Source organism: Paraburkholderia humisilvae (assembly GCF_902859855.1).
Lineage (GTDB): Bacteria > Pseudomonadota > Gammaproteobacteria > Burkholderiales > Burkholderiaceae > Paraburkholderia > Paraburkholderia humisilvae.
The window spans coordinates 112,163-125,797 of sequence record NZ_CADIKH010000004.1 but is presented as its reverse complement, the minus strand read 5'-3'; the positions used below and the strand labels follow the sequence as shown (position 1 = coordinate 125,797).

Genomic DNA, 13,635 nt, shown 5'->3' with positions numbered 1-13,635 from the left:
CACGAGGCCTTCGTGTCCGCAGCGGGCGGCGAGGGCGGCCGACACACCGTTTATCGTCGAGGAAGTCCAGCCATGTGGATCGTCAAGCTCGCGCTCAAGCGTCCGTATACGTTCATCGTGCTGGCCGTGCTGCTCTTCATCATGGGGCCGCTCGCGATCCTGCGCACGCCGACCGATATCTTTCCGAATATCAATGTGCCGGTGGTCAGCATCGTGTGGTCGTTCAACGGCTTGTCCGCCCAGGACATGGCGCAGCGGATCACGTCGATCTACGAACGCGCGCTGACGACGGACGTCGACGATATCGAGCACATCGAGTCGCAATCGCTGAATGGCGTCGCGGTCGTCAAGGTGTTCTTCCATCCGGGCGCCGACATCAATCGCGCGGTCGCCCAGGCGTCGTCGAACTCCGAGTCGCTGCTGCGCCTGTTGCCGCCAGGCACGCTGCCGCCGAACATCATCACCTACAACGCGTCGACCGTGCCGGTGCTCGAACTGGGTCTGTCGAGCAACACGCTGCCGGAGCAGGAGCTGTACGACCTCGGCAACAGCTTTATCCGCACGCAGCTCGCGACCGTGCAGGGCGCGGCCGTGCCGCTGCCGTTCGGCGGCAAGGTCCGCCAGGTGATGGTCGAACTCGATCCGGCCGCGTTGCAGGCGAAGGGACTCGCGCCGCTCGACGTCGTCAATGCGGTGAACGCGCAGAATCTGATCCTGCCGGGCGGCACCGCCAAGATCGGGACGCGCGAATACAACGTCGAGCTGAACGGCAGCACCGATACGATCGCGGAACTGAATAACCTGCCGATCAAGACCGTGAACGGCGGGGTGGTCTATGTGCGCGACGTCGCGCATGTGATCGACGGCTATGCGCCGCAAACCAATATCGTGCGCAGCGACGGCAAGCGCGCGGCGCTGCTGGAAATCGAAAAGACCGGCAGCGCGTCGACGCTGACGATCATCCAGCAGGTGAAGTCGAAGCTGCCGAATATCGCCGCCGGTCTGCCGAGTTCGCTGAAAATCACGCCGCTGTCGGATCAATCGGTGTTCGTGAAGTCGGCGGTGAGCGGGGTGGTGCGCGAGGCCGCGATCGCCGCGTGCCTGACCGCCGCGATGATCCTGCTCTTTCTCGGCAGCTGGCGTGCGACGCTGATTATCGCGGTCACGATTCCGCTGGCGGTGTTGACGTCGCTGATCGCGCTGTCGGCGCTGGGCGAAACGATCAACATCATGACGCTGGGCGGACTCGCGCTCGCGGTCGGCATTCTGGTGGACGATGCGACCGTTGCGATCGAGAACATCACGCATCACCTGGAGAACGGCGCGCCGTTGCACGATGCGATCCTGAACGGCTCCGGCGAAATCGCGGTGCCGACGTTCGTATCGACGCTGTCGATCTGCATCGTATTCGTGCCGATGTTCCTGCTGTCGGGCGTTGCGCGATACCTGTTCGTGCCGCTCGCGGAAGCGGTGGTATTTGCGATGTGTGCGTCGTACTTTTTCTCGCGCACGCTGATCCCAACGCTTGCGATGTACCTGATGCGCGCGCGGAGCAAGGAAGCCGGTGCGCCGCAAGGGCGCTTTGCGGTGTTCTCACGCTTCCAGGCCGGCTTCGAACAGCGTTTCGAGACGGTGCGTCATCTCTATCGCGGCGCGCTCGAGCAGGCGATTGAACGGCGCCGCCGTTTCATTCCGTTGTTCGTGCTCGTGTGCGTCGGTTCGCTGGTGCTGGTGCCGTTGATCGGCCGCGACTTTTTTCCGGCCGTCGATACTGGCGACATTCGTTTGCACCTGCGCGCACCAACCGGCACCCGCATCGAGGAAACCGCACGCCTCACCGACGAAGTCGAAGCAAAGATCCGCACCGTGATTCCGGCGTCGGAGCAGGGCTCGATACTCGACAACATCGGCGTGCCGGTCAGCGGCATCAACCTGACTTACGACTCGTCGGACCCGATCGGTTCCGAAGATGCGGACATCCTGATTTCGCTGAAGCCTGACCACAAGCCGACCGCCCAATACGTCGCGACGCTGCGCAATGTGCTGAACGCGTCGTTTCCCGGCGTCACGTTTGCGTTTCTGCCCGCGGACATCGTCAGCCAGATTCTGAACTTCGGCCTGCCGGCGCCGATCGACGTGCAGATTGTCGGCAACAAGCTCGATGCGAACCGGGTGGTCGCGAATCATCTGCTCGCGAAGCTGCGCGGCGTGCGCGGCCTCGTCGATGCGCGCATCCAGCAGCCCGGCGACGAACCGGCCATCAACGTCGACGTCGATCGCACCAAGGCGATCCAGGCCGGCCTCACGCAGCGAGACGTCGCGCAGAACCTGCTGATCGCGTTGTCCGGCAGTTCGCAAACCTCGCCGAATTTCTGGCTCGACCCGAAGAACGGCGTCAGCTACCCGTTGATGGCCGAAGTGCCGCAATACGATATCCACTCGCTGCAGACGCTCGCGAATATCCCGATCACGACCATCTCGCCGAAGGTGAACCCGCAGAACCTGCTCGGCACGCTTGGCACGATGACGCGCGGCACGCAGCAGGCGGTCGTGTCGCACTACAACGTGCAGCCGGTGCTCGACATCTTCGCGTCGGCGCAGGGGCGCGATCTGGGCGGCGTCGCATCGGACGTCACCAAACTCGTGGACGATGCGCGCGCACAGTTGCCGCCGGGCTCGTCGATCGTGGTGCGCGGCCAGGTGCAGTCGATGAACGAATCGTTTTCCGGCCTCGGCTTCGGGCTCGTGTTCGCGATCGTGCTGGTCTACCTGCTGATGGTCGTGAATTTTCAGTCGTGGGTCGATCCGCTGATTATCGTGACTGGCTACCCGGCTTCGCTCGCCGGCATCTCGTGGATGCTGTTCGCCACTCATACGACGTTGAGCGTGCCCGCGCTGACGGGGACGATCCTGTGCATTGGCATCGCGACCGCGAACAGCATTCTGGTGATCAACACTGCGCGCGAGAAGCTCGCCGCCGGCGTGCCGCCACTCGACGCCGCACTCGACGCGGGCTTCAGCCGCTTCCGCCCGGTGCTGATGACCGCGCTCGCGATGCTGATCGGCATGCTGCCGATGGCGCTGGGTCTTGGCGACGGCGGCGAGCAGAATGCGCCGCTCGGCCGCGCGGTGATCGGCGGCCTCGCCGCCGGCACGATGTCGACGCTGATCTTCGTGCCGGTGGTGTTCGGCATGGTGCATAGCTGGCTCGCGAAGCGCAAGGCGGCGCGTGCTATCGACCACACGTCTTCCGCGCATGCGTGATCAACCCGCTATCTGCTCGCAACGCCTCTTCGCCAAGGAACCGCGATGAATACCCCCGATACCGATACCGAACTCGAACAATCGATACAAGACAGTCCACCCGGGGCGGACGGCGACGCACCGCAACCGGCCGTGCGGCGGCGCTATCACGCATTGCTCGTGGTGGGCGGACTGGCGGCGGTGCTGCTCGCGATCGGTCTGGTGCCGCGGCTCGAAGCGAAGCGCGCGCTGACCGACCAGCTCGCCGCACAACGCGCATTGCCGGTGTCGGTTGTCGCGCCCAAGCCTGCACCCGCGTCGAGCGAACTGCTGCTGCCGGGCTCGGTGATGCCCTATGCGGATGCGTCGATCTACGCGCGCACCAGCGGCTACGTGACGCACTGGTACACCGACATCGGCGCACAGGTCAAAGCGGGCGAGACGCTGGCCGTGATCGAAACGCCGGAGCTCGACGCGCAATTGCGCCAGGCGCGCGCGGATGAAGCGACCGCACAGGCGAACTACGCGTATGCGAACACGACCGCGCAGCGCTGGCAGGCGCTGCTGAAGACGCAATCGGTCGCCCAACAGGACGCCGATCTGAAAACGAGCGACATGGAGGCGAAGCGCTCGATTCTCGCATCGGCACAGGCGAACGTGGCGCGGCTGGCGGAGCTGGTGTCATACGAAAAGGTGACCGCGCCGTTCGACGGCGTCGTGACCGCACGCAATGTCGACATCGGCTCGCTTGTCACCGCGGGCGGCGCGCCGGGGCTCGCGGCCATGCCCGGCGAGCTGTTCCATGTCGAACAGACGAGCACGCTGCGGGTGTACATCGACGTGCCGGAGAACGATGCAAGCGAGGTCAAGCCGGGCACGCCTGTCTATCTGACGATCCAGCAGTACCCAGGGCGGCATTTCGACGCGAAGGTCGCGCGCAGCGCGGACGCGATCGATCCGGTCAGCCGCACGCTGCGCGTCGAAGTCGACGTCGATAACCGGGACGGTGCGTTGCTGCCGGGTTCGTATGCGCAGGTGCATCTGCAACTGGACTCGGCGAACCCGGCACTCGAATTGCCGGTCAGCGCGCTGCTGTTCCGGCCGAATGGTGTGACCGTCGCGCTGGCCGGCCCCGATAACAAGGTGCAGTTGAAAACGGTGACGATCGGCCGCGACTTTGGCACCTATGTCGAAATTGCGGCAGGGTTCTCGACCACGGATCGCGTGATCAACAACCCCGGCGACGCAATCGTGACGGGCGAACCGGTGACGATCGAAGCGACGGCGTCGGGCGCGGGCATGGCGAGCCAATGAGACGAACCGGTGCGGAGAACCAGGAGCGGATGATGACGAACCTGCCTGTGTCAGGGATGCGCAAGTGCGAGGCCGCGCTGACGGGAGCACTGAGAGGCGCACTGAGAGGCGCACTGAGCCTGAGGGACGCACCGACGCGCATCGCGCCGCGCGCGGTGCTTGCCGGATGGCTTGCCGCGTCGCTCGCGGCCTGCTCGACGCTGCCGGCCTACACGAAGCCCGCTGTCGCGGTGCCGGCCCACTTCGCGGGCGCACCGGCGACGCCGCAACCGACCAACGGCTGGTCGCTTGCCGAACCCGGCGATGCCGCGCCGCGCGGCCCATGGTGGACCGTGTTCAACGACCCGGAGCTGAACCGTCTGGAAGCGCGTGTCGACGTGTCGAACCAGACGGTGAAGAAAGCGATCGCGCAGCTGGAGCAGGCGCGCTCGATGGTTGCGTATCAGCGCTCGGGCTTCTTTCCGACGGTCACGGCGGGGACAGCCGCGCAGCGTTTCCGCACGTCGCAGAACGTCAAGCACACGTCGAAGGCGGGTCTGACGCTGCCCGATTACTCGGTCGGCCTGAACGCGAGTTGGGAGCCGGACCTGTTCGGCCGGGTACGCGATTCGGTGGTCGGCGCGCGCGACGAGGCGCAGGCGTCTCAAGCCGATCTCGACGGGGTGCGTCTGTCAGTGAGCGCGGACCTTGCCGCCGACTACTTTGATCTGCGCGCGCTCGACATCCAGAAGAAGCTGCTCGACGACACCGTGACGGCCTATGCGGCCGCGCTGAAGATCGCCCAGCAAAAATTCCAGATGGGGGTGGTCGATGCGTCGGTGCTCGCGCAGGCGCAAACGCAGCTGGAAAGCACGCGCACGCAGGACACCGACATCGACGTGCAGCGCGCGCAGTTGCAGCACGCAATCGCGACGCTGATCGGCGAGCCGGCATCGACCTTCACGATTGCGCCGGACACCACGGCGGTGCCGGTGCCCACTATCCCGCCCGGGCTGCCGTCGCAATTGCTCGAGCGCCGGCCCGATATCGCGGCGGCTGAGCGGCGCGTCGGCGAGGCGAACGCGCAGATCGGCGAGGCGCGCGCCGCGTACTACCCGAGTCTCACGCTGTCCGCGAGCGCCGGCCTCGAAAGCACATTCTTCGCGCCGTGGCTGACTGCGCCCAGTCTGTTCTGGTCACTCGGCGCGCAGCTCGCCGGCACACTGATCGACGGCGGCCGCCGCGATGCGGCGCTGCAAGGCGCGCATGCGCAGTACGACGGCGTGGTCGCCGACTATCGGCAAACGGTGCTGGTCGCGTTCCAGCAGGTCGAAGACCAGCTGTCCGCGCTATCGACGCTCGCGAGCGAAGCGCAAAGCCAGCAGCTCGCGGCCAGCGCCGCGCAGCGCTCGCTGCAACTGACGACGAACCAGTTCAATGCGGGCGCGGTCAGCTACCTCGACGTCGTCACGGCGCAGACGATCGCGCTCACGAACGAGCGCACCGTCGACCAGATCGACGCGCGCCGCATCGACGCCAGCGTGCAGTTGTTGAGAGCGCTGGGCGGCGGATGGGATCGCGCGGTCCTTACGTCTTCGGGAAATTCAGAATAAAGCGCGTGCTGGCTGCGTCGCTCTCGGCATAGGCATTGCCGCCGTGCAATTCCATGATCGTGCGGACGATGGCCAGACCGAGACCCGTCGATGCCGGGCCCGCCGGCGCGTTGTGGCGCGCCGGGTCCGCGCGGTAGAACCGGTCGAATACCCGTTCGAGCGCGGACGGATCGATATGCGAGCCCTGATTCGCAACCGTGATGCGCAACGCGGTCGCGGCCGCCGCGGCGCTGAGCTCGATCTCGCGCTCGCGCGGCGTGTGCCGTATCGCGTTGGCCAGCAGGTTCGACACCGCACGGCGGAATAACTCCGGATCGGCACGGACCGCACCGCTGCCCGTGACGCGTACCTGCACACCGGCATCGTCGGCGATCCCTTCGAAGTAGTCGGCGACACGCTGGAGCTCCTCGCGTGCGTCGAGCGTTTTCATATGCGTGACGAACTGCGGATGCTCGGCGCGCGCGAGAAACAGCACGCTTTCGATCATGCGCGACAGGCGCTCGCATTCCTCGAGGTTCGATTCGAGTACCGCCTGGTATTCTTCGGCACTGCGCGGCCGCGCGAGTGCGACTTCGTTCGAGCCGCGCAGATTCGCGAGCGGCGTACGCATATCGTGCGCGAGATCGGCGGTGTACTGCGACATCCGCTGAAAGCCGCCGGCGAGCCGGTCGAGCATCGCGTTGAGCGACGCGATCACCACCGCGAGCTCGCGGGGCGCGTTGTCAATGTTCATCCGCGCATGCAGCCGGTCCACGGTCACCTGTGCCGCGTGCGCGGCAAGCTGGCGCAACGGCCGCAGCGATTCATGCACCAGCATCCAGCTCATCAGGAACGCGAGCAGCATGCCGCCGAAGCCGGCGCCGTACAGGCGGTCGCGATAGTGATCGAGCAGGATCCAGCGGTCGGTCATGTCGCGCGCGATCACGATGGTCACCGCGCTGCCGTCCGCCAGCGACGCTTCGGCCGCGAGCCCGCGCACCGGTAATCGCGCGTCGCGCTGCGCCTCGACGATTGCGGTATGGGTGATGCGCGCGGACGGCGCGACCCGCTGCGTCGCGACCAGCGGCTCGATCATCGACGTCGTGCCGCCTTCTGCGTTGTGGCTGAGCAGCATCGTGCCGTTCGCGTCGCGCACGGCCATCGACAGCGCGGCATTGCCGAGCACCTGGCTCGTCAGACGGTCCGCGTGCGTGCGTACGTCGTCGGCGGAGCGCAGCTCGTTCGTGAGGCGCCGCGTGTGGCGTGCGGCAAGCACGATCTCGTCGTCGTCCTGTTGCGTCACCTGCTTTTCGAGCGCGAAGTAGAGCACGCTGCCGACGAGCGCGAACACCGCGATCGTGGTCCCGGCAAATGCGAGCGCGAGCGTGGTGGTCAGCGAGCGGCCGGCCATCAATCGGACTCTTTATAGTCGATCACGTAGCCGACGCCGCGTACCGTCTGGATCAGCTTGACGTCGTAGCGGTCGTCGATCTTCGCGCGCAGCCGGCGGATCGCGACTTCGACGACGTTCGTATCGCTGTCGAAGTTCATGTCCCACACGTACGAGGCGATTTGTGTGCGGCTCAGCACTTCGCCCTGGCGGCGCGCGAGCAGCTGCAGCAGCGAGAATTCGCGCGGCGTCAGGTCGATGCGGGTGGCGCCTCGCTTCACGCGGCGCCGGTTCACGTCGATTTCGAGGTCGCCAACTTTCAGCAGTTCGCTTTCGCGCGGCGGCCCACGGCGCGCGAGCGTGCGCACGCGTGCAAGCAATTCGACGAACGCGAACGGTTTGACGAGATAGTCGTCGCCGCCGAGTTCGAGGCCTCGCACGCGGTCGTCGACGTCGTCGCGCGCGGTGAGGAACAGTACCGGTGTCGAGCGGGTCGCGCGCAAGGTTTTCAGAACGGCCCAGCCGTCCATCGTCGGCAGCATCACGTCCAGCACGATCACGTCGTAGTCTTCTTCCTGCGCGAGGATCAGACCGTCGGCGCCGTCGGTCGCGACATCGACGCTATAGCCGGATTCTTCCAGCCCTTTCTTCAGATAGGCGCCCGTCTTGGGCTCGTCTTCGACGACCAGAATGCGCATGGAATACCTTGCAAAACGCTGAACGGCTTTCGTTGAATGACGGGTTCGTCGCGCGCGTTGGGGCGGGCCCGCGGGACCCGCGCAAACGCGGCGGCGGTGCGGCGAGCAGTCCATTTTAAACGGAGCATGGCCGCGCGGGTCCGTGCGGTGTGTCGCGGCGTGCGTTCTGGACAGGAATCGTGCTTCACCGGTCACTTTTGCTGCGCTTCATCGGGGGCTTCCCGCTGCGTTTCCTTCTGGTGATTGCGACGCATTTGCGACGCGCCGCGACCGATGACGTCGGGTCGAGCGGCCGCGTGGTCGGGAGGCATCCCTGATAGAAAGCGGCGGAACCGGAACGGGCGGAAAATGGCTTTGAACGAGGTGACGGTCGTGCTGCTGCTCGCGTGGGGGCAGATAGGCATACCTGATCGTTGAGGAGGGTTGAGATGCGCGCAATCGTGATCGACAAATTTGGTCCCGTCGAAAACCTGGTCTACCGGGATATCCCGGAACCTGAGCCAAAAGACGGGCACGTGGTGATCGAAATCAAGGCATTCGGTATCAATCATGCGGAAATGCATATGCGTCGCGGCGAGTGGGCCGAGGCGGCTGAAGTGAGCGGGATCGAATGTGTTGGGCTGGTGAAGTCGTGTCCGGGCGGCGAGTTTCCGGTCGGCGCGAAGGTGGCCGCGCTGATGGGCGGGCTTGGGCGCACGATTAATGGCAGCTATGCCGAGTACACACGTGCGCCGGTTTCAAATGTCGCGTTGATCGATGCCGATCTGCCGTGGGCCGAACTGGCGGCGATTCCGGAGACCTTTGCGACCGCGTGGACGTGCCTGCTCCGCAATCTGGACGTATCGAGCGGCCAGACGCTCGTAATTCGCGGCGCGACCTCGTCGTTTGGACAGGCGGCGTTGAAGATGGCGGTCAACGCGGGCGCGCGCGTGATCGCAACGACGCGCAGCCAGAGCCGGTTCGCGATGCTGGAAGCGCTGGGCGCGGTGCGCGTCGAGATCGAAAGCCCTGATCTGTCGGAGCGTATTGCCGAAGCGAAGCGGATTGACGCGGTGCTCGATCTGATTGGTAACAGCACGATTCTCGATTCGCTCGCGATGCTATGCCGCGGTGGCCGCGCGTGTCTCGCAGGCTGGCTCGGTGGCCTCGCCCCGATCCCGGATTTCAATCCGTTGCTGCAAATGGCCAGCGGCGTGTATCTGACGTTTTTCGGCAGCTTTGTGTTTGGCACGCCGGGGTTTCCGCTGTCGGACGTGCCGCTGCAGAAGATTGCCGAGGACGTTGCGGCGGGACGTCTGAGCGCGAAGCCGTCGCGTGTGTTCGGCTTCGATCAGATCCACGAAGCCCATCGCGTGATGGAAGCGAATCAGGCGGGGGGAAAGATGGTGGTGGTCCACTGACCGGGCCAGTCGCGGCGATCGGTGCGCCGAAGTTTAACGCCGATCGATTCGCATGCGACCGGGCGGTTCGAAATGCGTGCCGAACCGTACAAGCCCGGACTTGCGCAGATGGCAGGTCATTTCAAAGCTGACGAGGACACCCGGGTCGTGGTTCTGGATCATCTCGACGTCGATCGAGTGGACTCGAGGCTCGTACTTCAGTAGCGTGGTTTCCATCTGATTTTTCAGCCGCTGCGCGGATGCGGGCAACGCCTTGTAGATGTTGGTCAGGTCGGACAAACCGTAGTCGGGCAAATGTTTGATTGCCCCAGCGCGCGTGTTCAGAATGCGCCGGATGTTTTGCTGCACGCTCAGGCATTCGAGCGTGCGGTCGTCGTATGCATCGAGCGGCTCGCCGCCGATGTGTGCGAGCAGGACGTCATAGAGGGAAGGGCGGGGTGGCATGCGGATCGGTACGAGGGGTAACGTCGGTTACGGAGTGGGCAACGCGCATGCCGGCATTGCGCTGGATGGGTCGTCCCGCTCGACAAAGTCGATTGTCAGCTTGCCTTCTGGCGCCCCCGACAGCCGGATTCCCGCCGGTGACGAACCGGTTGCCATACGCGCGAGCAGCTCGCGCGACATCGTGGGCAAGATACGCTCGTCAAGGAATGCGTCGACGCTGCGTGCGCCGGAATCGCGTTCGACACAAAGCCGCGCGAACGCATCGACGAGTGCGTCATCGCATGCGAAGCGCACATCATGCTGCCTTTGCATGCGTTCGCCGATCTTCGCAAGTTTGAGCCGCATGATCGACGCGAGCGCCGCCACATCGAGTGGCCGATAGATCAGCGTCTGGAAACGCGCGAGCAAGGCCGGCTGGAAATGCGCGCTGAGCTGAGGGCGGATCGCGTCGAGCAGTTCGGCCTGCGACACGGCTGGGTTGTCGAGTGTCGCTTCGTCGATCGGCGTGCTGCCGAGATTGGATGTCATCAGAATCACGCAGTTGCGGAAGTCGATTTCGCGTCCCTCGCCATCCCGCATCGTGCCGCGATCGAACACCTGATAGAACAGATCGAGCACGTCGCGGTGCGCTTTTTCCACTTCGTCGAGCAGCACCACGCCATAGGGACGCTGCCGGACTGCTTCGGTCAGAATGCCGCCCCGCCCATAACCGACGTATCCAGGCGGCGAACCCTTCAGTTGAGAGACGGTGTGGGCTTCCTGATACTCGGACATGTTGATGGTGGTCAGCGCGCGCTCGCCGCCGAATAGCAGGTCAGCCAGTGCGCGTGCGGTCTCGGTCTTGCCGACGCCAGACGGTCCGGCCAGCAGAAATACGCCGAGCGGCGCATGTTCGTTGCGAAGTCCCGCTTTTGCGGTGCGCAGACATTGCGCGAGTGCGGCGATCGCACCGTCCTGTGCGACGACCCGTTCCGCAAGTTGGGTTTCAAGCGAAAGCAGCCGCCGCAGTTCGTCTTCGACGAGATTGCCGACCGGCACACCGGTCCATTCGGCGACCACGCGTGCGATGGCCTGCGCGTCGACATCGGCAAAGACCAGGGGCGTCGTACCTTGCGCGTCGGCGAGGGCCTGCTGGGCCGCGGCGAGCGTAGGGGGGTGGCGCGTCCCGGCTGCGGCGCTGCGTTGCGCGTGCAGCGCGTTGACGAGTGCATGCTCGCGTTCGTAGCGTGCCGCGAGCGTCGCGCGTTCTTCGTTTGCCGCGCCGAGCAGCGCATCGAGCGCAGCGCGGCGCGCTGGGGCGGTGGCGATACCCGCTGCGTTGTCGGCGTCGAGCGTGGTGCGTTCCAGTTCGAGCGCGGCGACCGCCTCGCGGGCGCGCAGCAGTTCCGCCGGTGGCGACTCAAGGGCCATACGCACACGGCCCGCAGCGGTATCGATCAGATCGACTGCCTTGTCTGGCAACTGCCGCGCCGGAATGTAGCGGCGCGATAACTTGACAGCGGCGACCAGCGCGTCATCGCGAATGTGCACGCGATGGTGTTGCGCGTAACGGTCCACGAGCCCGCGCAGCATCAGGCATGCGGCGTTATCGTCGGGTTCGTCGACCTTGATGAGCTGGAAGCGTCGTTCGAGCGCCGCGTCGCGCTCGAAAAATTCCTTGTATTCGGACCATGTGGTGGCGGCAAGGGTGCGCAATTCTCCGCGCGCGAGTGCCGGTTTCAACAGGTTCGCTGCATCGGCGCCGCCGGCGGCATTGCCGGCGCCGATCAGCGTGTGTGCTTCGTCAATAAAAAGCAGGACCGGCACCGGAGACGCGCGCACTTCATCGATCACGTTCTTCAGGCGTTGCTCGAACTCGCCTTTTACGCCGGCACCGGCCTGCAGCAGGCCGAGATCGAGCGTAAGGATGCGCACGTCGCGGATCACGTTCGGCACGTTTCCCTCGACGACACGCAACGCGAGTCCTTCAACCAGCGCTGTTTTGCCGACGCCAGGCTCGCCGACAAGGATCGGATTATTCTTGCGCCGCCGTGCGAGAACGTCGATCATCTGCTGGATTTCGCGGTCGCGGCCAAACACAGGGTCGATTTCGCCGCGGCGCGCTTTGTCGGTCAGGTCGATGGTGAAACGCGCGAGCGATTCACCGGAGGTGGGCAGTGTGGCGGCGGCGGGTGGTGCGCTGGCTTGGGTCGGATGCTCAGAGGTGGACGGGGGGCCGTTTTCGGCGAGGTCCGATGAGGGTGCACAAGCCGGGACATGCTCCGATTGCGGTTCGCTCGTCGTCGTCAGTGTGTTTTCAGTCGAAAAGCGGCCGAGCCGCGGCAGCAGCGTACCGATTTGCGCGCCGGACAACGGCAGGAGCCGTAACGCGCTGCGCGCATGCAGCACGTGCGGTGCGTCGACGATTGCTTGCAGCAGGTGGGCCGAACGGATCGTGTTGCGGGTTGGATGGTTCGTTGTACGGCCGATTGCGTCGAGCGACGCGTAGCCCCAGGCGTCTTCCAGCACGGTGGCCGCCTGTAGCGACAGCGCGGGCCGGCCGCGGAGATTGCGTGGCGCGCGGTCGATCGATTCGAGCAAGGTTTGCCAGAGCGCGTCGATGTCGACGTCACAACGCGCGAGCAGTGCGGGGATATCGCCGTCGCCTGCCTCGAGCAGCTTCAGCAGCCAGTGCTCGACGGCAATCTCGCCGGCGAGGCGCGCCTGGCAGAGACTGGCGGCCGCCTCGAGTGCGCGCGCGCAATGGGAGTTGAGCCTGCGCAGCAGGGCTGACGTGTCTCGGGTATTCGTAACGGACATGCTTCGATCGTTCAGCGGTACGTGAAGTGGCACAGTTAAACAGCGCGGCAGGACGACACGCCGCGGCCTTCGATGCAATGCGCCAGCCGCGTGGCTGCGCGGGCAGCCTGGGCTGGCGGAACAAGGGCGGCGTGCCCAGGCAGCATGCTCAGGCGGCGTGCGTGCAAGCCAGCCTGAAAGGACGCCGGTTCAAGCGATCAGGAACGCTCGTTCCACGTGTCCTTGTGGATGATGTTGCCGTCCTTATAGGACCAGGTAATCGTCTCGTAACGCAGCTCGACGTCTTCGAGATGATTATGCTTTTCATAGTCCGGATTCTTGATATCAAGCATCTTCGGCTTCACCGCGACAATCTTCACGTTGTCGAGCTTCGTGTTGAAGTACTCCTTCTCCTTGCCGGCGTCGTCAATCCTGTACCACTTGATCTCGACGGACTTCAGCGTCTGGCCGCTCGTCACCGCCTTGTACAGATAAGGCGTCGACGAGTCGGTTTCCTTGGTCAGCGTGATCGGCTTGTGCACGCGAGTGCCGGTGAGTTTGCCGGTGTTGCCGTCGGTCGGAATGTGCACGCCATGATCGAATGCAACGAGTTCGACGCTGCCTTCACGGCCTTGCACCGTCACCGAACCCTTGATGTCGGCGCCACCATCGTCCTTGAGCCACATATAGGCCGGAATTGCCATTTTTCACTCCCTCCTGAACTTGCTTGGTACTGCGACAATCGCCCGGAGCAGTCTCCGGGGTTCCCAATTCCCGAAGCGGGTCGCTTCGGGGAC

The 13,635-nt window shown here is 64.9% G+C and carries 10 protein-coding genes; 4 read left to right on the top strand and 6 right to left on the bottom strand.

The genetic code is table 11. The annotated features are described in order from the left end of the window. Positions 1–72 precede the first annotated feature (72 nt). The 3 genes from HV796_RS05170 to HV796_RS05160 are packed head-to-tail and all read left to right on the top strand — an operon-like array spanning position 73 to position 6,149. The gene (locus HV796_RS05170; protein WP_175225387.1) at positions 73–3,264 is read left to right on the top strand and encodes an efflux RND transporter permease subunit; all 3,192 of its coding nucleotides are present in this window, start codon (positions 73–75) and stop codon (positions 3,262–3,264) included. A gap of 45 nt (positions 3,265–3,309) precedes the next feature. Continuing rightward, complete coding sequence (locus HV796_RS05165; protein ID WP_175225386.1) at positions 3,310–4,557, top strand: efflux RND transporter periplasmic adaptor subunit; 1,248 nt, start codon at positions 3,310–3,312, stop codon at positions 4,555–4,557. Further along, complete coding sequence (locus tag HV796_RS05160; RefSeq protein WP_246355704.1) at positions 4,554–6,149, top strand: efflux transporter outer membrane subunit; 1,596 nt, start codon at positions 4,554–4,556, stop codon at positions 6,147–6,149. Before HV796_RS05165 ends, HV796_RS05160 begins: the two co-directional genes overlap by 4 nt. Here the strand turns inward: HV796_RS05160 and HV796_RS05155 are convergent. The 3 genes from HV796_RS05155 to HV796_RS05145 form a co-directional block, all read right to left on the bottom strand. Continuing rightward, positions 6,124–7,539, bottom strand: a complete 1,416-nt coding sequence (locus tag HV796_RS05155) for a heavy metal sensor histidine kinase (RefSeq protein ID WP_175225385.1) — start codon at positions 7,537–7,539, stop codon at positions 6,124–6,126. The two genes, HV796_RS05160 and HV796_RS05155, sit on opposite strands and share 26 nt — an antisense overlap. Continuing rightward, positions 7,539–8,216, bottom strand: a complete 678-nt coding sequence (locus tag HV796_RS05150) for a heavy metal response regulator transcription factor (RefSeq protein WP_175225384.1) — start codon at positions 8,214–8,216, stop codon at positions 7,539–7,541. Before HV796_RS05150 ends, HV796_RS05155 begins: the two co-directional genes overlap by 1 nt. A gap of 191 nt (positions 8,217–8,407) precedes the next feature. Then, positions 8,408–8,620: a hypothetical protein gene (locus tag HV796_RS05145; protein WP_175225383.1), complete on the bottom strand. Its 213-nt coding sequence runs from the start codon at positions 8,618–8,620 to the stop codon at positions 8,408–8,410. A 24-nt stretch (positions 8,621–8,644) separates the two neighbouring features. On the opposite strand from HV796_RS05145, the gene HV796_RS05140 reads away from it, so the two are divergent. Then, the gene (locus HV796_RS05140; protein WP_175225382.1) at positions 8,645–9,616 is read left to right on the top strand and encodes a zinc-binding alcohol dehydrogenase family protein; all 972 of its coding nucleotides are present in this window, start codon (positions 8,645–8,647) and stop codon (positions 9,614–9,616) included. Positions 9,617–9,649: 33 nt separating this feature from the next. On the opposite strand, the gene tssE is transcribed toward HV796_RS05140, so the two are convergent. From tssE to HV796_RS05125, 3 genes are all read right to left on the bottom strand, one after another. Next, positions 9,650–10,060: a type VI secretion system baseplate subunit TssE gene (tssE, locus tag HV796_RS05135; RefSeq protein WP_175225381.1), complete on the bottom strand. Its 411-nt coding sequence runs from the start codon at positions 10,058–10,060 to the stop codon at positions 9,650–9,652. A 27-nt stretch (positions 10,061–10,087) separates the two neighbouring features. Beyond that, positions 10,088–12,859, bottom strand: coding sequence for a type VI secretion system ATPase TssH (gene tssH, locus HV796_RS05130; RefSeq protein ID WP_175225380.1), 2,772 nt, complete (start codon positions 12,857–12,859; stop codon positions 10,088–10,090). Positions 12,860–13,056: 197 nt separating this feature from the next. Then, a complete protein-coding gene (locus tag HV796_RS05125; protein ID WP_175225379.1) occupies positions 13,057–13,542 on the bottom strand; it encodes an Hcp family type VI secretion system effector in 486 nt (161 codons plus the stop codon). Positions 13,543–13,635 lie beyond the last annotated feature (93 nt).

What these genes read in the sequence shown, in the direction of transcription:
- HV796_RS05170 (WP_175225387.1), top strand. Translation starts at nt 73, where the DNA reads ATGTGGATCGTCAAGCTCGCGCTCAAGCGTCCGTATACGTTCATCGTG.
- HV796_RS05165 (WP_175225386.1), top strand. Translation starts at nt 3,310, where the DNA reads ATGAATACCCCCGATACCGATACCGAACTCGAACAATCGATACAAGAC.
- HV796_RS05160 (WP_246355704.1), top strand. Translation starts at nt 4,554, where the DNA reads ATGAGACGAACCGGTGCGGAGAACCAGGAGCGGATGATGACGAACCTG.
- HV796_RS05155 (WP_175225385.1), bottom strand. Translation starts at nt 7,539, where the DNA reads ATGGCCGGCCGCTCGCTGACCACCACGCTCGCGCTCGCATTTGCCGGG.
- HV796_RS05150 (WP_175225384.1), bottom strand. Translation starts at nt 8,216, where the DNA reads ATGCGCATTCTGGTCGTCGAAGACGAGCCCAAGACGGGCGCCTATCTG.
- HV796_RS05145 (WP_175225383.1), bottom strand. Translation starts at nt 8,620, where the DNA reads ATGCCTATCTGCCCCCACGCGAGCAGCAGCACGACCGTCACCTCGTTC.
- HV796_RS05140 (WP_175225382.1), top strand. Translation starts at nt 8,645, where the DNA reads ATGCGCGCAATCGTGATCGACAAATTTGGTCCCGTCGAAAACCTGGTC.
- tssE (WP_175225381.1), bottom strand. Translation starts at nt 10,060, where the DNA reads ATGCCACCCCGCCCTTCCCTCTATGACGTCCTGCTCGCACACATCGGC.
- tssH (WP_175225380.1), bottom strand. Translation starts at nt 12,859, where the DNA reads ATGTCCGTTACGAATACCCGAGACACGTCAGCCCTGCTGCGCAGGCTC.
- HV796_RS05125 (WP_175225379.1), bottom strand. Translation starts at nt 13,542, where the DNA reads ATGGCAATTCCGGCCTATATGTGGCTCAAGGACGATGGTGGCGCCGAC.